Genomic DNA, 20,321 nt, shown 5'->3' with positions numbered 1-20,321 from the left:
GTGGAACATATACAGAAACTTAGAAAAATAAATACATGTTCCACGTGGAACGTTAATAGAAAATACAATGTTTGCAAAATATGATTTGATTGTTGTTGGCGCCGGCCACGCAGGCTGCGAAGCTGCTGCTGCTGCTGCCAACTTAGGATCGAAGGTTTTACTGATCACCATGAATATGGGAACTATAGCACAAATGAGCTGTAATCCTGCTATGGGTGGTGTTGCAAAAGGTCAGATTGTTCGTGAAGTTGATGCTATGGGTGGTTACTCAGGTATAATCTCCGACAAATCAACCATTCAATTTAGAATGCTTAATAAATCGAAAGGACCTGCAATGTGGAGTCCTAGAGCACAAATAGATAGAATGAAATTTGCCGAAGAGTGGCGATTAGCACTTGAGCAGACTCAGAATCTTGACATGTGGCAGGATAACGTGGTAGGTTTATTAGTTAAAGACAATACCGTATATGGTGTGAAAACATCTCTAGGTATCGAAATTGAAAGCACCGCTGTTGTTCTTACTAATGGAACCTTTTTAAATGGAATAATTCATATAGGAGAAAAGAAATTTGGAGGAGGTAGAACTGCCGAAAAATCATCTACTGGTATAACAGAACAACTGGTGGAACTAGGTATGGAAGCGGGCAGAATGAAAACCGGAACGCCACCAAGAGTTGATGGTAGAAGCCTGGACTACATAAAAATGGAAGAGCAGTGGGGCGACAGTGATAAAAGCAAATTCTCTTTTACTGATACAGTAGTATCAACTGACCAACGTTGTTGCTGGATTACTTATACCAATAGTGAAGTTCATGAAACATTAAAAGAGGGCTTTGAAAAATCTCCAATGTTTACAGGCAGGATTAAAGGTTTAGGTCCGAGGTATTGTCCATCTATTGAAGATAAAATAAACAGATTTGCAGAAAGAGATAGACACCAGATTTTTGTTGAACCAGAAGGATGGAATACATGTGAAATTTATGTTAATGGTTTTTCAACATCACTTCCAGAGGATGTACAATTTAAAGCATTAAGATTAATTCCGGGTTTTGAACAAGCTAAAATGTTTAGACCAGGCTATGCCATAGAATATGATTTCTTCCCTCCTACCCAATTATCGTTAACCTTAGAAACAAAGCTGATAAAGAATTTATTTTTAGCCGGCCAGATAAATGGTACTACCGGATATGAAGAAGCCGCATGTCAAGGCTTTATGGCGGGTATAAATGCGCATCAAAAAATTAATGATAAACATGAGCTGATAATGAAACGCTCAGAAAGTTATATTGGTGTTTTAATTGATGATTTGGTAACTAAAGGCACAGAAGAACCATACAGAATGTTTACTTCCAGAGCTGAGCATCGTTTGCTATTAAGACAAGATAATGCTGATATTCGCCTCTCTCCTATTGGCCATGAATTAGGTTTAATATCTGATGAACGTTTGGAAAAAGTTAAACACAAAGTTGCAGCTGCAGATGCTTTAGTAAAATACACCCGAAATCAAGGTATAGAAATGGCTGATGCAAATCCTATGCTTGAAAGCTTAGGTTCTAGTACATTAAACCAAAATGTAAAAATACACAGTTTAATCGGCAGACCTCATGTCGGCATCCAAGACATTATTAAAGTAAGTAAGCCTTTAAGTGAAGCTACAAAAGACTTGGATGAAGAGACCATTGAACAGGCAGAAATCAAAATAAAATATGAAAGCTATTTTGAAAAAGAAAATGAAATTGTAGCTAAAATGCTAAAAATGGAAGACAAAGAAATTCGAGCAGATTTTGACTACAACAAAATCGTTTCCATATCAAAAGAAGCTCGCGAGAAATTATTTAAAATAAAACCACGCACTTTGGGTCAGGCTTCCCGTATTTCAGGAGTTTCACCATCAGATATATCAGTTTTAATGGTTTATATAAATAAGTAGCTGATTTACAAATGGTTATGAATATCTAATTAAATTGAATAAAAAATTATTTTAATATAAAAGTTCCACAATCATTAAAAACGCCTTAAAACGCTTAAAAATGCCAAATATTAAAACACCGTATTTTAACCTAATAAATTTGATGGCTTTGGCGATTATTAGTCTATCTTTCGGCTGTGCTTCACCACAACCAATTACAGGTGGACCGCAAGACAAAACGCCACCAAAAGTTTTAAGCATTAGCCCGAAAAATCTGACAAGAAATTTTAGCGCAAAAAAAATTGTTATAGAATTTGATGAATATTTTAAAATAGTAGATGAAACTAAAGAATTTTCGATTTCACCTGAATTGGAAAAGGCGCCAATTCTAAAAATCAAAAAAAGATCATTAGAAATTTCAATTGCAGATACATTAGAGAAAAATACAACTTACACTTTAAATTTCGGTAAATCTATTGCAGATATTAATGAAAGTAATGTGCTCAAAAACTTTAGTTATGTATTTTCTACCGGTCCAGAAATTGACTCGCTTTCTTTAAGCGGCAAGGTAACAAATGCCTTAACAGGTGAAGATGAAATGGATGTTACTGTTCTTATATTTCCTTTAGAACGAGATACCCTTTTTGGTAAGAAACGCCCTTCTATTTATACTTTAACAGACAGCTCAGGAAATTATAAGCTAAATAATCTCCGTAAGGGAAAATATAAAGTGTATGCAATTAAGGAAGCAAAAGGTGGAGGAGATAAAGTATACCAACAAATTAACGATGAAGTTGGCTATTTAAAAGAGCCGGTTAACATTGAAAAGAATGTTGAAAATGTTAACCTAAGCGTTTTTAAAGAGTTATCTCCAGAATTTAGGGTTACAGATAGTAAATTAAATAACGATGGTAGCATAAGCCTCAGCTTTACACAGCAACTTAAAAATCCAGATATAATAGTAACTGAGCCTGCGGGCGTTGATGTTGGCAAAAGGCTTCGTTTTAGTAAAAACAACGATTCGGCAAAAGTATGGCTAAATGATTTAAGTTTCGACTCTATAAAAGTAGCAATTAAAGACCAGGGAAAATTATTGCAAACTGTAAATTTAAGTCGCTCGAAGAAAGATACTTACGTTAGAGATTTAACACCAACTGATAATGCTGGTGCCGGCAAGCTAAATCCACATCAACGTTACACGCTGAATTTTCCTTTACCGATTACCAGTGCCGATGAAAGTAAAATTTCCCTACTTGATGATTCCATAAAACGCACAAATTTTCAATTATTAAAAGATAGTACAGACTTTCTAAAATACTACGTTATTTTTCCATGGAAGGCAAAAAGGAATTATGATATCAAATTTGCTGCAGGTGCATTTACAGGGATTTTTAATTCTAAAAATAAGGAATTTACAAAGAAGTTTACTTTAGATGCAGCCGATAATTATGGAAACCTTGCATTAAATGTATCCGTTCCAGATACCTCAAAAAGTTATATTATCGAAATTTTGAATGATAAGAAAGTATTAATTAAATCTTATGCCATCAGATCAAACATCAAACTGAACTTTAATAATTATCCAGCTGCAAAATACTTAATAAGAGTAGTTTATGATGATAATAAAAATGGAATCTGGGATACAGGAAATCTAAAATCAGGCACTCAACCAGAAAAAATCTGGTATTCAAAAGATGAAATATCTTTAAGACCAAACTGGGATATTGAAAATAATTTAACTATACCAAATAATAATAAATAATATTATAGTAGAATATTAAATTATAAAAAAATGATAAAACTAAAAACGCTACTTAACTCAGAAAACAAATTAATTCCTTTAATCCTGATCCTTTCACTATTCACCAATGGATGTAAAAAAGAAGATGATTTCAAAACAGAAGACGATTTCAAGATTTTAATGCAAGATGACCAAAACATCAACACATTTCTAAATTCTAATAGATTACTTCTAGCTGAAGCAAAGCTTAATTCTTTAGATATTGTAGACAAAGGTATTATTAGGAAAAAACTACAGACTCTGACATTAACAATTTCAAAAAAAACGCTAAAACAAAAGAAGATGTTTTGTCATTTATTTCAAATCATCTAAATGGAGATCCAAATAAAATACTGCAATTAATTAATTCAGAAATAAAAGCAATAAGCAATTTCATTGAAAAATATCCTAACTTTAAAAAACTAACTTCTAAAGAACAATTGGATATCATATCTAATATTTTAAATAACAATAACACTGAAAATCAAATTATTAAGCTTGAAAATATTAAAAGAAATTCAAGCAAATTAATGTCACTGAACGCACCATTCACAAAATTGAATTATGCCGATGATTGCTTATACCAGCTTAATATGGCAATGAGAGAATGTGAATTCAATTTTAATTTACAGATGGCATCTGCCATCACAGTTGGCATATTAGCGGTAGTAACTACAGCAGGAATAGGGAGTGTTGTAGCTGAAATTACAATGCAAGTCGCAATTACTGCAATTGTTGTAAGCTACGATCATTGTTTAAATACTGCCGGCTATCAATTAGATCATTGTGCATCGATATCATAATATGAATTTTAATAGAGAGAAGAAATTAGCAATTAGCTTCATAATAATTCAACTAATAATTTGTTCAGTTTTTTTGATTACTGATAAATCATTAATATTTTGCTTATCAATAGTAAGTACAGCTATATTTACAATTCTAAATCAGCCAAAAAGTGTTAGTAGCTGGAAAGTTATTGCACTTATTATTGGATTTACAATAATATTATTGGCATTTATTATAACTCATCTAATGCATTATAGAAAATAATTACATAAACCAACCAGAATACATAATATAATTATCTGGTAACTTATTTAATAAAGCCCTTTGCTCATCAGTAATGGGCTTTATTTTTTTTGCAGGCGTACCAGCATACAAAAATCCGGTTTCGCAAATTGTATTTTCTAAAACAACAGAACCGGCAGCAATAATGCAATATTCTTCGATAATTGCATTATCCATAACTATTGCACCCATACCGATTAATACATTATCCTTTACTGTACAGCCATGCACTATGGCATTATGACCAACAGACACCCGATTACCAATATGTGTAGATGCTTTTAAATACGTAGCATGAATTACTGCTCCATCTTGAATGTTAGACTCATTTCCAATAGTAATGGCGTTTACATCGCCTCTAACAACAGCATTAAACCATACCGAACAATTATCGCCAATTACAACATCGCCAACTATGGTTGCATTTTCTGCAATAAAGTTATCTTTTCCAATTTCAGGGTATTTATCTTTTACGGGAAGTATTAAAGGCATAATTAAAATGTAAGATGTAAAATGGAATGTAATAAATAATTGTAAATCAGAGCTTGTCGAAGACCTATGAGTTTGCTTCGACAGGCTCAGCATGAAAAAGTGCTAAAATACAGTATCAATCAGTTCATTAGCATGAATTGGATAATCAGTAGTAAAATGCAAACCCCTACTCTCTTTACGTTGCATTGCCGATTTAATAACCAAATAAGCAGTTTGGATTACATTTCTTAGCTCACAAAGCTTAACGGAAACTTTATTCTTTTTATAAAACTCTTCTGTTTCCTGATGGATTAGAAATAAACGTCGGTGTGCCCTTTCTAAACGAAAATCAGAGCGAACGATACCCACATAATCGCCCATAATCTTTTGCAATTCACGAAGGTTATGGGTTACCAATACATCTTCATTAATTTGTGTGACACCTTTAGAATCCCACTCTGGTATATTATCTGGTATAATGTTATTCTTGAAATTTTCTACTGCATCCTGATATATTCTATGTGCAAAAACGGTCGCTTCTAATAAAGAATTTGAAGCCAAGCGATTGGCGCCATGTAAACCTGTAGATGAACATTCGCCACAAGCATACAGGTTTTTAATAGATGAACGACCATATTCATCAACTAAAATACCGCCACACATATAGTGCGATGCTGGTGTAACCGGAATGTAATCCTTCGTCATATCAATACCAATTGATAAACACTTAGCATAAATATTAGGAAAATGTTTTAAAATATCCGCTTTCTTACGCATTGTGATGTCCAGAAAAACAAAATCATCACCAGATTTTTTCATTTCATTATCAACAGCTCTGGCTACAATATCACGTGGCGCTAAAGATTTGCGCTCATCATATTCATGCATAAATTCTTCACCATTTTTACGGCGAAGCACACCACCAAAACCGCGAACAGCTTCAGATATTAAGAATGATGGATATTCTCCTGGATGATATAAAGCTGTTGGATGGAACTGAATAAATTCCATATTTCTAACTTTTCCTTTTGCACGGTAAACCATTGCCATACCATCACCTGTAGCAATTACCGGATTTGTGGTAGCAGAATATACATGTCCGGCACCACCTGAAGCCATAACTGTAACCTTTGCTAAAATCTTTTCCACATCGTTAAGCTCTGTGTTAAAGGCATATATACCGTAACAGTTAATATCTTCAGTACGTTTATCAACAAACTCACCAAGGTGATGTTGAGTGATCAACTCCAATGCAAAGTAATGTGTTAATATCTCTATGTTAGGATTTTCATGAATTTCCTGTAGCAAAACCCTTTCAATTTCGTATCCGGTGATGTCTTTATAGTGCAAAACACGATGCTCTGAATGACCACCTTCTTTAGCTAAATCGTAAAAACCAGAGTTGTCTTTATCGAAGTTAATACCATAGTCAATAATCTCCTGTATACGCTGAGGTCCTTCTTTTACAACGATTTCTACAATTTTTTTATCGCATAAACCATCGCCTGCAATCAGCGTATCTTCTATATGTTTTTCAAAAGAATCATCTTTATCTACAACAACAGCCACGCCACCCTGAGCATATTTTGTGTTAGATTCATCCTCGTTAGATTTAGTAACAATTAAAACCTTACCATACTTAGCCGCCTTAAGTGCAAAACTTAAACCCGCTATACCTGAACCTATTACCAGAAAATCAACTTTTCTCATCAATAAAAACTTTTACTTTATCCACTATGTTAACAAATATTTAATAAGTGTTAACTCTATGTCTAAATTATGCTAACAAATAAATTTGAATGTTTAAAGCTACTCTAAAAAGACAATTTGCCACAATCTTTTAGGTAATTTTTGAGCACCTTTGTACAAGTAATTAACTTTTCACACACTTATAAACAATTAACATTCCAATATTGATAAAATTTGAAGCTGTTTTTGATAGTGCTGAATATCAATCTTATGATATTACAAAAATGTAATCTAAATGTTAGTAAACGATTAACAACTTACATAAAAGAATAATTTTACGAAACTTGCCAACAATACTAACACACTAATAAACAAACAAGATCTATTTATTTAAAATACTTATTAATTATTGAGATGTGGAAACTGCTATCTTTGAGCAAGCTTCAAAACCAAATAAAATAATTGTTAAAAGATGATGGATACCTTAGAAGAAATAAATATAAAAGGATTTGTTGAGGAAGATATCGACCCAACACTTGATTTATTTGCAGAAATAGAAAAATTAAAGAAAGAGAAGAATGCAATTATCCTGGCTCATTATTACCAAGAGCCTGATATTCAGGATATAGCAGATTACATTGGCGATAGTTTAGGCTTATCTCAAGAAGCTGCTAAAACAGATGCCGAAGTAATTGTATTTGCTGGTGTGCATTTTATGGCAGAAACGGCGAAGATTTTATCGCCAAATAAAAAAGTTTTATTACCTGATGTTAAAGCTGGTTGTTCTTTGGCAGATAGTTGTCCGCCTCACTTATTTAAAAAGTTTAAGGAAAAATATCCAGATCATCTGGTGATTACCTACGTAAATTGTACAGCTGAATTAAAAGCTTTAAGTGATATTGTATGTACGAGTACAAATGCTGTTCAAATTGTAGAAAGTTTGCCTAAAGACCAGAAAATAATTTTTGGGCCGGATAGAAATTTAGGAGCATGGGTTGCAAAAAAAACGGGTAGAGATTTGGTTCTATGGAATGGAGCTTGTATGGTTCATGAAATTTTTTCTCAGGAGAAAATAACAAAGCTCAAAGAACGCCATCCAAATGCTAAATTTATTGCACACCCAGAATGTGAAGAACCTGTTTTAAGAATGGCCGATTATATTGGTTCTACCACTGGATTGTTAAAATATTCTATCAGCAACCCGGCTACAGAATTTATTGTAGCTACAGAAAGTGGAATTATCCACCAAATGGAAAAAGCTTGTCCGGATAAAACATTTATACCTGCACCACCAAATAATAGTTGCGCTTGTAATGATTGCCCTTACATGAAACGAAATACTTTAGAAAAGCTATATTTATGTTTGAAAAATAGTTCGCCCGAAGTAACTGTGCCTGAACATATTATTGAACAAGCTCGTAAACCGATTCAAAGAATGCTAGATATTTCAGCAGAATTGGGATTATAAAATGAAACCGTCATTGCGAGGAACGAAGCAATCTACTAATGAGATTGCTTCGTTCCTCGCAATGACGGAAAGCTAATTATATGAAAATAACAGAAATTCTTAAAAATTACTCAGGTCTGCTTTGGCTACTACTCGGTATAACCGTAGGTAGTATTGTGGGCTTAATTTTTGGAAAAAGCGTTGAGCGTATAAAACCACTAGGAGATATATTTTTAAACCTGTTATTTACAGCGGTAATTCCTTTAGTATTTTTTGCGGTTTCATCTGCCATTGCAAACATAGACCGTTCAAAAAAATTAGGAAAACTTTTAACCATAATGGTGCTTGTTTTCTTATCTACAATTTTAATTTCGGCTGTTTTAACCTTGGCGGCCACCTGGGTTTTTCCAATTCATCAGGAACTTGGAAACAATACATTACCACTTGAAAATGAAAAGATTCAATCTTTTGGCGGGCAAATGACGCAACTTTTAACAGTTGGTGAATTCTACGAAATTGGTAGTCGGAAGAATATGCTTGCCCTAATTATTTTTTCAGTTTTGGTTGGTTTCTCAACACTATATTCAGGAAAAGAAGGCGAAGGCTTTAAAAACTTTTTAGTATCCGGGAATGAGGTGATGAAAAAGCTCATCATCTTGATAATGAAACTAGGACCGATTGGTTTAGGAGCGTATTTTGCATACCAGGTTGGTGTTTTCGGACCACAACTTTTCGGTACTTATGCAAAAGCTTTGGGTTTATATTATGGTGTTGGGGCATTTTATTTCATTGTTTTTTTTACATTATACGCTTTTGTTGCAGGAGGTTTTAAAGCAATAAAAATATTCTGGAAGAACAACATAGTACCTTCTTTAACATCTGTAGGTACATGCAGCAGTATTGCAACGATTCCTGCAAATTTAGAAGGAGCATCAAAAATGGGTGTTCCGGCTTACATTACCAATGTTACTATCCCCTTAGGTTCAACCTTGCACAAAGATGGTTCTAGTATAAGCTCTATTGTTAAAATAGCTGTTGTTTTTGCAATTTTTGGCAAAGATTTAACTAGTGTAGATACTATTTTGTTGGCTTTGGGGATTACTGTTTTGGTAAGTATTGTTGAGGGTGGCATACCAAATGGTGGATATATTGGAGAATTACTAATGATTTCTGCCTACCAATTACCACCTGAAGCTTTACCACCAGCAATGATTATTGGAACTTTGGTAGACCCAATGGCTACGCTGTTAAATGCAACAGGTGATAATGTTGCAGCCATGCTAATTGCCAGATTTACAGAAGGTAAGAATTGGATGGAAAGTAAATTATCATAGTTAAATTGTCATCCTGAGCTTGTCGAAGAATTTGCTTATAACTTAAAATAAAATCTAGGGCCTTGCCCTTATATTACAAAATGTAAAAATATGTTTGAAAATAAAGAACGCACAGATATAAATGAATTGGGTGAATTTGGCTTGATAAAACACCTTACTACTAATTTTAAAATAAAAAATGATTATTCTGTAAAAGGAATTGGTGATGATGCAGCCGTTTTAGATTCAAAAGGAAAACAAACACTTATTTCTACCGATTTATTGTTAGAAGGTATTCATTTTGATTTAGCCTATGTGCCTTTAATGCATTTAGGTTATAAGGCCGTTCAGGTAAATTTGAGTGATATTTATGCAATGAATGGTAAGGCAAGCCAAATTACTGTATCAATAGGTTTATCAAGTAAATTTCCATTAGAGGCAGTGGAAGAAATTTACAAAGGCATTGAGCTGGCTTGCAATAAATATAATATCGATTTAATTGGGGGTGATACTTCATCGAGTAAGCAAGGTTTAGTCATCAGTATTACAAGTATTGGTTATGTTTATGCTGATAAAGTAGTCTACAGAAACGGCGCCCAAGAAAATGATTTATTATGTGTTTCTGGCGATTTAGGTGGCGCTTACGTGGGCTTACAAATCCTCGAAAGAGAAAAATTAATTTATCTTGAAAATCCTCAAATCCAACCCGATCTAGAAGGAAAAGATTACATCATCGAAAGACAATTGAAACCGGAAGCTAGGATGGATATTGTAGCTTTACTTGAAGATATGAATATTAAACCAACTTCGATGATTGATGTTTCGGATGGTTTAGCTTCTGAAATCTTGCACTTGGCAACGCAAAGCGATAAAGGAATTACAATTTACGAGGAAAAAATTCCACTCGACCCAATGACTTACGAAACCGCTAGAGAACTAGGATTAGACCCAACGGTTTGTGCTTTAAGTGGCGGCGAAGATTATGAATTATTGTTTACCATCAGTCAGGATGATTATAAAAAACTGAAACACGATGTGGACATTACAGTAATTGGTCATGTTACTGATAAAAATTCGGGTTGCAAAATGGTTTCAAAATCAGATAACGTTCATGAGTTGAAAGCGCAAGGCTGGAATGCTTTTAATAAGTAAGTAGATATAAAAAAAATAATAACACGGTCGTCATTGCGAGGCACGAAGCAATCTTAATATTATCAATGGCAATAGCTTTGAGAGATTGCTTCGTGCCTCGCAATGACGATTTTTCTTACAACTCCTCATCCAAATACTTCCCATCTATCTGTTTAGTAGCCTTAGCGCCAAGTTTCTTAATTTTTTCTGAGGTATTTACCAAATTTCCTGAACCATCTGATAATTTATTTATGGCTTTATCATATGCGTCCTGACCGTTTTTGATGTGCTTACCAATCGTTTCCATATCCGAAATAAAGCCAACAAACTTATCGTACATGCTTCCGCTTAAGCGGGCAATTTCTAGTACATTTCTATTCTGTCGTTCCTGTTTCCACATACTGGCAATGGTGCGTAAAGTAGCCAACAGTGTTGATGGACTCACAATAACAACCTTTCTATCCCATGCAAAATTGAAAAGTTCTGCATCTTTTTGTACCGCAATACTGAACGATGATTCAATCGGAACAAATAGTAAAACAAAATCTGGCGAATTAATTTTATATAAATCCTGGTAATTTTTTGAAGATAATTCCTGAATATGATTTTTAATAGAAGCTAAATGCTGTTTTACATAACCTTCACGCTCTTCATCGGTTTCAGCTGATACAGAACGTTCATAAGCAACCAAACTCACCTTAGCATCAACAACAAGATGTTTACCGTCTGGCAAATCAATAACTACGTCTGGTTGGTATCTTCCGCCTTCGGCGGATATAAGCGAAGCCTGAATGCGATATTCCTGATCCCTCACCAAACCCGAACGTTCCAAAACCTTTTCTAAAATAACTTCGCCCCAATTGCCTTGCTTTTTACTATCTCCTTTTAAAGCCTTGGTTAAATTATTGGCATCTTCCTGAATAAGTTTGCTTTGTATCTGAAGCTCTGAAATTACGCCTTTTAAAATATTTCGTTCATCCGATTCAGCTTTATAAACCTTTTCTACCTTTTCCTCAAAAGCCTTAATATTTTCTTTTAATGGATTCAAAATTAAATCCAGATTGGTTCTGTTTTGTTCTACAAAACGTATAGATTTTTCTTCTAAAATTTTATTGGCAATCAGCTCAAAATCTTTGTTAAACTTTTCCTGATTTTGGTCCAAACTCAATTGTTGAGCAGCAAGTTTTTCTTTTTCGGCCTGATAAAAAGAACGTGTGCCTTCCAGTTCGCGGTTAGCATCAGCAAGTCTATCCCGCTCCATTTGCAACTCCTCAATTAACCTTTGTTGCTCTTGCTTTAGTAATAAAGTTATGTGCTCTTTTTCTACAACTAAATTAGAGGCACGTTCGTCGGCTTTAGCCAAAGCAATTTTTAAAGATTCGTTCTCTGTTTTTAATTTCTCAAAGTCTTCTAAAGAAATTAATGGAATTGAAGTTTGTGGCTTTTTTAAAAATAAAAGTATTAATACGAGAAGAATAACAACTAATAAAATAATTCCAGTTACATCCATTTTGATAAAAATTTTAGTAAAAATCTCAAATAAAAACTATTTTGCCAAAATAATTTGCTTAATGTTACTAAGCATTTACATTTATATTCCTTTAAAAATCATTAATCTGCTAATCTGTGGCTTTGTTTTATTATAATTGATTTTCATAATAAAATAATGAGCGAATTAACAATCTTAATTTCATGCCCCGATAAAGTTGGTTTAGTTACAAACATTACGCGTGTATTGGCGGCACATCAACTTAATATAGTAGCGATGCGTGAATTTGTTGATGAAGAAAAAAAAGGCTTTTTTACTCGTATTGCCTGCACAGGTGATTTAGAAGCACCACATAAATTAAAAGAAAAACTGCTTGAGAGTTTGCCAAATTCTGCTGAGGTGAACTTAATAAACCATTCAGAAAAACAGATTGCTGTTTTAGTTACCAAAGAATACCATTGTCTGGCAGAAATTTTAGTTAAAAATCAGTTTAAAACCCTAGGTGCAAACGTTAAATGCGTAATTGGCAATTACGAAGGACTAAAAGATTTTACCGAAAGTCTGGGTATTCCATATCATTACATCTCTCACGAAAACAAAGATAAGGCAACTTTTGAAGCAGAAGTAAAAGAAGTTATCAATCAGTTTGAAGTTGATTATATCGTTTTAGCAAAGTTTATGAGAATTTTATCTCCGGATTTTGTAAAAGATTTTGCTGGGAAAATTATAAATATTCACCACTCATTTTTACCGGCCTTTATTGGTGCAAATCCATACAAACAAGCTTTTGAACGTGGCGTAAAAATTATAGGTGCAACGGCTCATTTCGTAACCGATAATTTAGATGAGGGTCCGATAATAACACAACATACAACACATATCGACCATAATTTCGGAGTAAAAGAAATGGTTCGTGCTGGTAAAGAAATAGAGAAAAAAGTGCTTTTAGAAGCCTTAGAATTGATTTTTGAGAACCGGGTTTTTGTAAGCGGAAATAAAACTATTGTTTTTAAGTAACGCCTTATAAACTTCTTAAAACCATTTCAGCAACGTCTTCACCAGTTTGGCTACCCATAGCAACGCCCATTCCGTTGCACCTAACTGCACAAAAAACGTTCGGTATTGCTTCGCTTATTATTGGTGAAAGTGTTTTGCCAAATGCCATAATGCCACTCCAGCGATAATCAATTTCAAAAGATGTTTCAGGTATAATAACTTCTCTCAAAAGCTTCTCCAAAGCATTTTGAACGTTGGTAGTTACACTTAGCTCCGTTGTTTCTTCTGCACTAAAATCGAGATTTCTACCGCCGCCAAGCAAAATTCTATCATTAATATTTCTAAAATAATAATAGCCCTTATCGTAATGGAAGGTTCCTTTAATTTTTAGGGTTTTAATAGGCTTTGTTATCAAAACTTGTCCGCGGCCGGGTGTAACATCTAAACCTTTAATTAACTTATTTACAAAAGCATTTGTGGTTACAATTACTTTTTTACAGCAGAAATTACCTTGTTTGGTTTTTACAGTCGGTCTATTTCCTTCGGTTGAAAGGCTGTCAACCTCACAGCTATTAAAAATAAACACACCTAATTGCTGCGCATATTTAATCAACCCAAACATCATTTTTCCGGTATCAATCTGCGCTTCGTAACGGTTTTCAATAATGCTTTCAACATTGCTAAAGCCAAAAGCATTTATTTTTTCATTAGCTACATAGAAGGCTTCAGGGCCAACTATATGCTTTATTAAACTGTTATAATGTTCAATTTTAACTACACATTCAGTAGACAAAATTTCATCACCAACTTTAAAAAGCTCATAGCCGCCTAATTGGTTGTAATCTATAACTTCATCGCCCAATAGCTTTCTAAGTTTCAACAAACCTTTCCAACGCTTTTCAATCAATTCTGAAAGTGCATCAGTACCACAAATACTTTCTTGTTCTATCAGTTCAGAAATGCTACCAAAACAAGCAAAACCTGCATTTTTTGTACTTGCGCCAGATGGCAAAAAGCCACTTTCTAATATTGCTACTTTTAATCCAGGCTCAGTTATTTTTAGATGAATTGCAGCATTTAAACCCACAATCCCGCTACCAATTACAATAATATCAAATTCAAAAAATGAAGTTTTTTCCCAGTAGGATAATTGCTTATTCATATTTAAAAATAGCACAAAAATGCTGTCTTTTAATATAGGATCGCTTTTTGATATATTGATAAATGAAAAACATACACAAAAGAAAATGGGAGTTTATTTAATATTAATCATCCCGGTATTATTGATGAGCATGTTTGTGCAGTGGCGCTTTAGAAACAAGTTTTCTAAATATGCCGAGATGCAATTAAGCTCAGGTTTATCGGGAAAGGAAGTGGCAGAAAGGATGTTGCACGATAACGGCATATTCGATGTGAAGGTGATGAGTACCGAAGGACAACTTACAGATCATTATAATCCATCAGATAGAACCGTAAATTTAAGTACCGATGTTTATTACAGCCGTAGCGTTGCAGCAGCAGCTGTTGCCGCTCACGAATGTGGTCATGCTGTACAACATGCAAAATCTTACTCATGGCTAAACCTACGCAGCACAATGGTGCCGGTGGTAAGTATATCATCAAACTTACTGCAATGGGTGCTTTTAATTGGTGTAATGTTAATGGTTTTTGCTGTAACGCCAATCGTTTTGGCAATTGGAGTAGTTGGTTTAGCATTGGTAACCGTATTTAGTATTGTTACGCTGCCTGTAGAGTTTGATGCAAGTAACCGTGCTTTAGCCTGGTTAAAAAATAATCAGGGCGTAATGCAAACTCAGGAAGAAAACACGCAAGCAAAAGATGCACTTTGGTGGGCCGCAATGACTTATGTTGTTGCAGCAATAGGCGCCTTAGCCAATTTACTCTATTATGCCTCTATGCTTTTTGGCAGAAGTAGAGATTAAGATATTTTCATCTACTTATGAAGATTGATAAAGCGGTTCGGAATTAATTTTTCGGCCGCTTTTGCATTAAATAAGGTTTGTTCAACGCATCCGCATTCTTTAAATTTTTTTGGGAAACTTCCTCCTTTTTTCATGGAGCGTGTAATCTCGATTATTCGGGAGGTTGCGGGTGGTTTTTGCCAAACAGGTAGTTAGAAATTAAATTTTTTGAAGCGCAAAATCTGTGGTGCTTCGGTTATTCCAGTCCCGCCAATACTACCTACCTTCCGCAGGCAGCAATCTTTTGGCTTAGAAAGCGCATTCTGGTAACTTACGAAGTTTAATGAACATTGTGAGGGTAAACCTCTTAAGGTTGAAGAGCCAAAAGTATTTTCGTTTATGTCGGGGCAAATGTTATTACTTATGCGAACTTTCAAAAGGGTTTGTCATCCTGAGCTTGTCGAAGGAAAATGATTGTTTTTATGCCGGTAAAAAGGTCTTCGACAGGCTCAGACTGACTACTACTTAGCTTTAGGTAAAATATTAAGGATTGTGGTAATTTATGAAGATTAAGGTTTTTTCTTTGTAGCAACAGCTTTCCGCTCTAAACCCGATAGAGCTAAATAGCCCGGAGCGAGGTACGAGTGAGGACTATAAGCGATAGCGGGGCTTTCGGCCGCCAAAACCTTCTCACAATCGTTTACAAAAAATAAAAAACTTAGTTTAATCTATAAGGCGCAATCAACTGAAACTCGGGAATTTCTACTTCAAACTCAGCATCATCAACCAGGCGGTTCATTAAATATGTGCCCTGCATGCTACCCATATCGGTTTTTAAATTGCAGCCAGATACGTAAACATGGCTTTCTCCAGGCTGAATAATAGGTTGTAAGCCAACCACGCCTTCGCCTTCAACTTCGCGGCGACTGCTATTTGAATCGAAAATAAACCATTGGCGACGCATCAGCTGAACAGGATATTCAGAAAGATTAGAAATTTCTATGCGGTAGGCGAACATAAAATGTTCATTAGCCGGATTGGAATATTCTGGTTGATAGATAGTTTCTACTGAAACTTGAACGCCATCTGTAATTGCTGTAACCATGGTATTGTAACGAATATAGAAATGCCATTCAAAAATCAAGCCATTACGCCGGCGCTATTGTAGTCGGCAAATTTTTCTGCCACTTCGTCTAAAATACTGTGAATGTTTGCAATATCTGGTTCAGAAACCAGGCGCATTCTGTATGGTTTAAAATCGGGTAAACCTTTAAAATAATTTGAATAATGACGACGCATTTCAAATATTCCGGTTTTAGGGCCTTTCCACTCAATAGATTTATCTAAATGCGTACGGCAAACGTTTATGCGTTCTTCTATAGTTGGACCAGCTAAATGTTCGCCAGTTTTAAAGAAATGTTTAACCTCACGAAAAATCCACGGGTAACCGATTGCTGCTCGGCCAATCATTATCCCATCAACCTCATACTCCATTCGCCAGTTTGCTGCTTTCTCAGGGCTATCAACATCGCCATTGCCAAAAATTGGAATTTGAATACGAGGGTTGCGTTTAATATCTCTAATTAAAGTCCAATCGGCTTCGCCTTTATAAAGTTGTGCTCTGGTTCTGCCGTGAATAGTTAAAGCCTGAATGCCTACATCCTGAAGTCGCTCTGCAACTTCATAAACATTTTTGGTATCATCATCCCAACCTAAACGGGTTTTTACCGTAACAGGTAAATGCGAAGCTTTAACTACGGCTTCGGTCATTTTTACCATTTTATCAATATCGCGAAGCAAGCTAGAACCGGCACCTTTGCAAACCACATTTTTAACCGGGCAACCGTAGTTAATGTCAACTAAATCCGGGTTTGCTGCAGAAGCAATTTCAGATGCTTCTCGCATGTGTTCGATATCGCCTCCAAAAATCTGAATCCCAATTGGGCGTTCGTATTCAAAAATATCGAGCTTTTGAATACTTTTGGCTGCATCTCTTATCAATCCTTCAGAAGAAATAAACTCGGTGTACATTAAATCTGCACCATTCTGTTTACAAACAAAACGAAACGGCGGGTCGCTAACATCCTCCATTGGTGCAAGCAATAACGGGAATTCACCTAAATCTATATTTCCTATCTTAACAGACATTTTCTATCTTCAACGATTAATAAAACATACAAAGGTACAAATAATGAATGTTGTAACACCTAACAAGGAAGAAATCAACCCTTTCCTGCAATTACTTTTACTTTTATTTTACGCAATAATCGGAGCCGTAGTATTCACAATTATATCTTTTATTATTCTTTTTGGTATTTATGGTTCAGCTATAATTAAAGATTTTGCACTAATTACTTCTGGCAATCCGAAATACATTGATGCCTTAAAAATACTTCAGATTGCCACTTCAATAGGCATGTTCATTTTACCGCCAATAGCGCTTGCATTAACAAACGGAACAAAAACAACGGCCTTTTATGGGTTTAAAAAGCCTACATTCATATTGTTGATATTGGTTTTAGTGATTATGATTTTCTCTATGCCTTTAATGGAATGGACGGCAATATGGAATCAAAAAATGAGCTTTCCAAAAAGCTTAAAATGGGTAGAAGATTGGATGAAAGAAAGCGAAGCGGCCGCAATGAAAATGACCATTCAGCTTTTAACGGTTAGAAATAACTGGGATTTTATAGTTAACCTGGTTATGATTGCGGTATTACCTGCAATTGGAGAAGAATTAATGTTTCGTGGTGGTGTGCAACGCTCAATTGATAAAATGTTTGGAAATCATCATGCCGCAATTTGGATTTCAGCCATCATTTTCAGTGCCATACACATGCAGTTTTACGGTTTTGTGCCCAGAATGCTATTGGGAGCGGGTTTTGGCTACTTGTACTATTACAGCGGAAGCATTTGGTACGCCATGTTAGCCCATTTCCTAAATAATGCCTACGCCGTTTGCGTTTCATTGTATCTGCAAAAAAACAACATCCCATTAAATAAAGCCGATGAGCCTTTGGGTTTTCCTTGGTACGGCTATTTAATTAGTGCAATAATTACCATAGCTTTGTTTAAATTTTTTAAAGATACAGCACAACGTGAGCGAAAATTGGGTTAAAGTATATACAACAAGCGATGCATTTGCCGCAGAAGTTTTAAAGCAAGGATTAATTGAGGAAGATATTCCGGCCGTAATCATGAACAAGCAGCTTTCTGCTTACAATATTGGCGAAATTAATGTGCTGGTAAATAAAGCCGATTTCGATAAAGCCATTGAGTATATTGTTAAAAACGAAATTGATTAGCGCTTTGCCAATCTATTATTATCCATCTACAGTTTTCTATTCTAAATCATGAAAACCAGAGCCATAACCGCTTTTTTCTTCACAATTGTAATGCTTGGATCCATCTTTCTTGGCTCCTATACCTTTACAATTTTCTACCTGATTTTAAGCGTACTATCCTTATTCGAGTTCTATAAGCTGATAAAAAACTCTGGCATTCGTCCGCATAGAAATATTGGAATAATTGCTGGTGCATTAATTTTTTTAATGGCAGCAGGATTGCATTATTTAGATTACGATGTTAAGTATTTATTGCTTTGTATTCCGCTAATATTCTCGGTTTTTATTACCGAATTATATAAGAAAAATAAAATTCCCTTTGCTAATATCTCTTACACTTTTGTGGGCTTTGTTTATGTAACCATTCCTTTTTGCTTTTTTCATGCCTTAGGTTTTCTTCGCGATTGGAACGCTTACAATTTCCATTTACCGCTAGCTTTTCTATTAATGCTTTGGGCAAACGATACGGGCGCCTATATGTTTGGCGTTAAGTACGGAAAACGAAAGTTGTTTGAGCGCCATTCACCTAAAAAAAGCTGGGAAGGCTTTTTTGGCGGCATGTTTACCAGCGCATTAGCGGCCTATGGTTTGTCATTTCTTTTTTTAGAACACAGCCCTGTAATTTGGGTTGGTATGGCAATATTAATAGCGAGTTTCGGCACCCTGGGCGATTTAGTAGAATCTATGCTAAAACGCAGTTTGGACACCAAAGATAGCGGCGGTTTGCTTCCTGGCCATGGCGGCTTGTTAGATAGATTTGACGGTTTACTCCTTGCAGCACCGGTTGTTTACGCTTATTTGTACCTGATTTTGTATTAGCGTTTGGAGAAACGTACGAAGTCTGTTGCTATGGTGTATAGACTTCTTAAGTTTTGCAAGACAAAATATTCTCTTTGAAAAGGCCCTGAAGCACATTAGAACCCCCTTCAGTCCGGCTTTTTGCTACAATCTTTTAAACCTCTGTCATGCTGAGGTACGAAGCATCTGTTTCATAGGTTGCCGATGACAGCGATTCATCGTTACTGCAACTTTAAAAGGATTTCCGCTGCAATCCGGTTTATTTAACAAAATGCTGCGCTGCTATTTATGGCATATAGCGCTAATCACATAATAATCGCGGTTAACCATAAAGCCTTTGCTGTTTTCAATGGCTTCGTTTTCAAGCTCCGATTTTAAAATCTCAAAGCCAGCATTACTTAAAATCTCAAATGCTTTTAATTCATCATAAAGATTGAAACCAAATTTTGTAAAAGGCAAGGTTTCCATAAAGGTTTTATCTGCAAAGGCAATAATTAATAAGCCATTTGGCTTTAAAATCCGTTTAATTTCCTGAAGATATTGAAAAGGATTTTGCCAGAAATAAATCGTATTCACCGTAAATAATTTATCAAACTTATTATCCTCAAATGTTATAGTTTTGCCATCTGTTAAGGTAAAAGAAGCCAGCTTTTCTTTAATAAATTCGGCATTAATTTTCTCCGCCTCTGCGATGATGGTTTTAGAAATATCGGCCCCGTAATAAGTAAGGTTTTCGGCACTATCTAAAATGATGGCAACATGAGCTGCATTTCCATGTCCAATTTCTAAGATTACATAATTCGGCTTAAGCTTTAAAGCATCTATTGCACTACGAGTCATACCAATATTGCTATTGTTCATCATTTCGCCGTTTTTTATGCCATATTCACCATCGGGGCAGCTCAATTGGCGGGCAATTTCTTTCAAATGTTCTTCCGAAACTTCATTTTCCATTATGCAATTT

General features: G+C 35.0%; 19 protein-coding genes. 12 read left to right on the top strand and 7 right to left on the bottom strand.

Annotation, left to right across the window (positions count from 1 at the left end; translation table 11 throughout):
• Positions 1–67 precede the first annotated feature (67 nt).
• The 4 genes from mnmG (at position 68) to LUA86_RS00510 (ending at position 4,492) form a co-directional block, all read left to right on the top strand.
• The gene (gene mnmG, locus LUA86_RS00525) at positions 68–1,930 is read left to right on the top strand and encodes a tRNA uridine-5-carboxymethylaminomethyl(34) synthesis enzyme MnmG (protein WP_231458590.1); all 1,863 of its coding nucleotides are present in this window, start codon (positions 68–70) and stop codon (positions 1,928–1,930) included.
• Positions 1,931–2,030: 100 nt separating this feature from the next.
• Positions 2,031–3,671, top strand: coding sequence for an Ig-like domain-containing protein (locus LUA86_RS00520; protein ID WP_231458589.1), 1,641 nt, complete (start codon positions 2,031–2,033; stop codon positions 3,669–3,671).
• Between the two features lie 30 nt (positions 3,672–3,701).
• On the top strand, positions 3,702–4,022 hold the full coding sequence (locus LUA86_RS00515) for a hypothetical protein (protein ID WP_231458588.1): 321 nt from the start codon (positions 3,702–3,704) through the stop codon (positions 4,020–4,022).
• Positions 3,998–4,492: a hypothetical protein gene (locus tag LUA86_RS00510; RefSeq protein ID WP_231458587.1), complete on the top strand. Its 495-nt coding sequence runs from the start codon at positions 3,998–4,000 to the stop codon at positions 4,490–4,492. Before LUA86_RS00515 ends, LUA86_RS00510 begins: the two co-directional genes overlap by 25 nt.
• Before the next feature lie 247 nt (positions 4,493–4,739).
• Here LUA86_RS00510 and LUA86_RS00505 read toward each other — a convergent pair whose 3' ends face one another.
• Both LUA86_RS00505 and nadB read right to left on the bottom strand, forming a co-directional pair.
• Positions 4,740–5,249: a gamma carbonic anhydrase family protein gene (locus LUA86_RS00505; protein ID WP_231458586.1), complete on the bottom strand. Its 510-nt coding sequence runs from the start codon at positions 5,247–5,249 to the stop codon at positions 4,740–4,742.
• Between the two features lie 102 nt (positions 5,250–5,351).
• Complete coding sequence (gene nadB, locus LUA86_RS00500; RefSeq protein WP_231458585.1) at positions 5,352–6,938, bottom strand: L-aspartate oxidase; 1,587 nt, start codon at positions 6,936–6,938, stop codon at positions 5,352–5,354.
• A gap of 454 nt (positions 6,939–7,392) precedes the next feature.
• Here nadB and nadA point away from each other — a divergent pair, with 454 nt between their 5' ends.
• The 3 genes from nadA to thiL all read left to right on the top strand — a co-directional run bounded on the left by nadA (position 7,393) and on the right by thiL (position 10,829).
• The gene (gene nadA / locus LUA86_RS00495) at positions 7,393–8,385 is read left to right on the top strand and encodes a quinolinate synthase NadA (protein WP_370634298.1); all 993 of its coding nucleotides are present in this window, start codon (positions 7,393–7,395) and stop codon (positions 8,383–8,385) included.
• A gap of 80 nt (positions 8,386–8,465) precedes the next feature.
• On the top strand, positions 8,466–9,698 hold the full coding sequence (locus LUA86_RS00490) for a dicarboxylate/amino acid:cation symporter (protein ID WP_231458583.1): 1,233 nt from the start codon (positions 8,466–8,468) through the stop codon (positions 9,696–9,698).
• A 90-nt stretch (positions 9,699–9,788) separates the two neighbouring features.
• Complete coding sequence (thiL, locus tag LUA86_RS00485) at positions 9,789–10,829, top strand: thiamine-phosphate kinase (protein WP_231458582.1); 1,041 nt, start codon at positions 9,789–9,791, stop codon at positions 10,827–10,829.
• 115 nt (positions 10,830–10,944) lie between these two features.
• On the opposite strand, the gene rmuC is transcribed toward thiL, so the two are convergent.
• Positions 10,945–12,318, bottom strand: a complete 1,374-nt coding sequence (gene rmuC, locus LUA86_RS00480; protein WP_231458581.1) for a DNA recombination protein RmuC — start codon at positions 12,316–12,318, stop codon at positions 10,945–10,947.
• 156 nt (positions 12,319–12,474) lie between these two features.
• Here rmuC and purU point away from each other — a divergent pair, with 156 nt between their 5' ends.
• Entirely contained in the window at positions 12,475–13,314 is an 840-nt protein-coding gene (gene purU, locus LUA86_RS00475; RefSeq protein ID WP_231458580.1) for a formyltetrahydrofolate deformylase, read from the top strand.
• Between the two features lie 4 nt (positions 13,315–13,318).
• Here the strand turns inward: purU and LUA86_RS00470 are convergent, their stop codons facing one another.
• A complete protein-coding gene (locus LUA86_RS00470; protein ID WP_231458579.1) occupies positions 13,319–14,455 on the bottom strand; it encodes an FAD-binding oxidoreductase in 1,137 nt (378 codons plus the stop codon).
• 85 nt (positions 14,456–14,540) lie between these two features.
• Here LUA86_RS00470 and LUA86_RS00465 point away from each other — a divergent pair, with 85 nt between their 5' ends.
• The gene (locus tag LUA86_RS00465; RefSeq protein ID WP_231458578.1) at positions 14,541–15,236 is read left to right on the top strand and encodes a zinc metallopeptidase; all 696 of its coding nucleotides are present in this window, start codon (positions 14,541–14,543) and stop codon (positions 15,234–15,236) included.
• Positions 15,237–15,933: 697 nt separating this feature from the next.
• Here LUA86_RS00465 and apaG read toward each other — a convergent pair.
• Both apaG and dusB read right to left on the bottom strand, forming a co-directional pair.
• Positions 15,934–16,320, bottom strand: coding sequence for a Co2+/Mg2+ efflux protein ApaG (gene apaG, locus LUA86_RS00460; protein WP_231458577.1), 387 nt, complete (start codon positions 16,318–16,320; stop codon positions 15,934–15,936).
• 35 nt (positions 16,321–16,355) lie between these two features.
• Positions 16,356–17,363, bottom strand: a complete 1,008-nt coding sequence (gene dusB / locus LUA86_RS00455) for a tRNA dihydrouridine synthase DusB (RefSeq protein ID WP_231458576.1) — start codon at positions 17,361–17,363, stop codon at positions 16,356–16,358.
• Between the two features lie 43 nt (positions 17,364–17,406).
• Here dusB and LUA86_RS00450 point away from each other — a divergent pair, with 43 nt between their 5' ends.
• From LUA86_RS00450 to LUA86_RS00440, 3 genes are read left to right on the top strand one after another with little or no spacing between them, the layout of a single operon-like run.
• On the top strand, positions 17,407–18,333 hold the full coding sequence (locus tag LUA86_RS00450) for a CPBP family intramembrane glutamic endopeptidase (RefSeq protein ID WP_231458575.1): 927 nt from the start codon (positions 17,407–17,409) through the stop codon (positions 18,331–18,333).
• The gene (locus LUA86_RS00445) at positions 18,314–18,520 is read left to right on the top strand and encodes a putative signal transducing protein (protein WP_231458574.1); all 207 of its coding nucleotides are present in this window, start codon (positions 18,314–18,316) and stop codon (positions 18,518–18,520) included. Before LUA86_RS00450 ends, LUA86_RS00445 begins: the two co-directional genes overlap by 20 nt.
• Before the next feature lie 48 nt (positions 18,521–18,568).
• Positions 18,569–19,378: a phosphatidate cytidylyltransferase gene (locus LUA86_RS00440; protein ID WP_231458573.1), complete on the top strand. Its 810-nt coding sequence runs from the start codon at positions 18,569–18,571 to the stop codon at positions 19,376–19,378.
• 261 nt (positions 19,379–19,639) lie between these two features.
• Here LUA86_RS00440 and LUA86_RS00435 read toward each other — a convergent pair whose 3' ends face one another.
• Entirely contained in the window at positions 19,640–20,311 is a 672-nt protein-coding gene (locus LUA86_RS00435; RefSeq protein WP_231458572.1) for a class I SAM-dependent methyltransferase, read from the bottom strand.
• Positions 20,312–20,321 lie beyond the last annotated feature (10 nt).

Origin of the sequence: Pedobacter sp. Leaf132, assembly GCF_920984695.1 — a bacterium.
In the GTDB taxonomy this organism is placed as follows: Bacteria; Bacteroidota; Bacteroidia; order Sphingobacteriales; family Sphingobacteriaceae; genus Pedobacter.
The sequence above is the reverse complement of the archived record's forward strand: the minus strand, read 5'-3'. Positions and strand labels throughout refer to the sequence as shown.

Excerpts from the sequence above, each read along its gene's own strand:
- LUA86_RS00450 (WP_231458575.1), top strand. The coding sequence starts at position 17,407 with ATGAATGTTGTAACACCTAACAAGGAAGAAATCAACCCTTTCCTGCAA.
- dusB (WP_231458576.1), bottom strand. The coding sequence starts at position 17,363 with ATGTCTGTTAAGATAGGAAATATAGATTTAGGTGAATTCCCGTTATTG.
- LUA86_RS00515 (WP_231458588.1), top strand. The coding sequence starts at position 3,702 with ATGATAAAACTAAAAACGCTACTTAACTCAGAAAACAAATTAATTCCT.
- LUA86_RS00465 (WP_231458578.1), top strand. The coding sequence starts at position 14,541 with ATGGGAGTTTATTTAATATTAATCATCCCGGTATTATTGATGAGCATG.
- mnmG (WP_231458590.1), top strand. The coding sequence starts at position 68 with ATGTTTGCAAAATATGATTTGATTGTTGTTGGCGCCGGCCACGCAGGC.
- LUA86_RS00435 (WP_231458572.1), bottom strand. The coding sequence starts at position 20,311 with ATGGAAAATGAAGTTTCGGAAGAACATTTGAAAGAAATTGCCCGCCAA.
- thiL (WP_231458582.1), top strand. The coding sequence starts at position 9,789 with ATGTTTGAAAATAAAGAACGCACAGATATAAATGAATTGGGTGAATTT.
- LUA86_RS00490 (WP_231458583.1), top strand. The coding sequence starts at position 8,466 with ATGAAAATAACAGAAATTCTTAAAAATTACTCAGGTCTGCTTTGGCTA.
- LUA86_RS00505 (WP_231458586.1), bottom strand. The coding sequence starts at position 5,249 with ATGCCTTTAATACTTCCCGTAAAAGATAAATACCCTGAAATTGGAAAA.
- rmuC (WP_231458581.1), bottom strand. The coding sequence starts at position 12,318 with ATGGATGTAACTGGAATTATTTTATTAGTTGTTATTCTTCTCGTATTA.
- purU (WP_231458580.1), top strand. The coding sequence starts at position 12,475 with ATGAGCGAATTAACAATCTTAATTTCATGCCCCGATAAAGTTGGTTTA.
- nadA (WP_370634298.1), top strand. The coding sequence starts at position 7,393 with ATGGATACCTTAGAAGAAATAAATATAAAAGGATTTGTTGAGGAAGAT.
- LUA86_RS00470 (WP_231458579.1), bottom strand. The coding sequence starts at position 14,455 with ATGAATAAGCAATTATCCTACTGGGAAAAAACTTCATTTTTTGAATTT.
- apaG (WP_231458577.1), bottom strand. The coding sequence starts at position 16,320 with ATGGTTACAGCAATTACAGATGGCGTTCAAGTTTCAGTAGAAACTATC.
- LUA86_RS00440 (WP_231458573.1), top strand. The coding sequence starts at position 18,569 with ATGAAAACCAGAGCCATAACCGCTTTTTTCTTCACAATTGTAATGCTT.
- LUA86_RS00520 (WP_231458589.1), top strand. The coding sequence starts at position 2,031 with ATGCCAAATATTAAAACACCGTATTTTAACCTAATAAATTTGATGGCT.
- nadB (WP_231458585.1), bottom strand. The coding sequence starts at position 6,938 with ATGAGAAAAGTTGATTTTCTGGTAATAGGTTCAGGTATAGCGGGTTTA.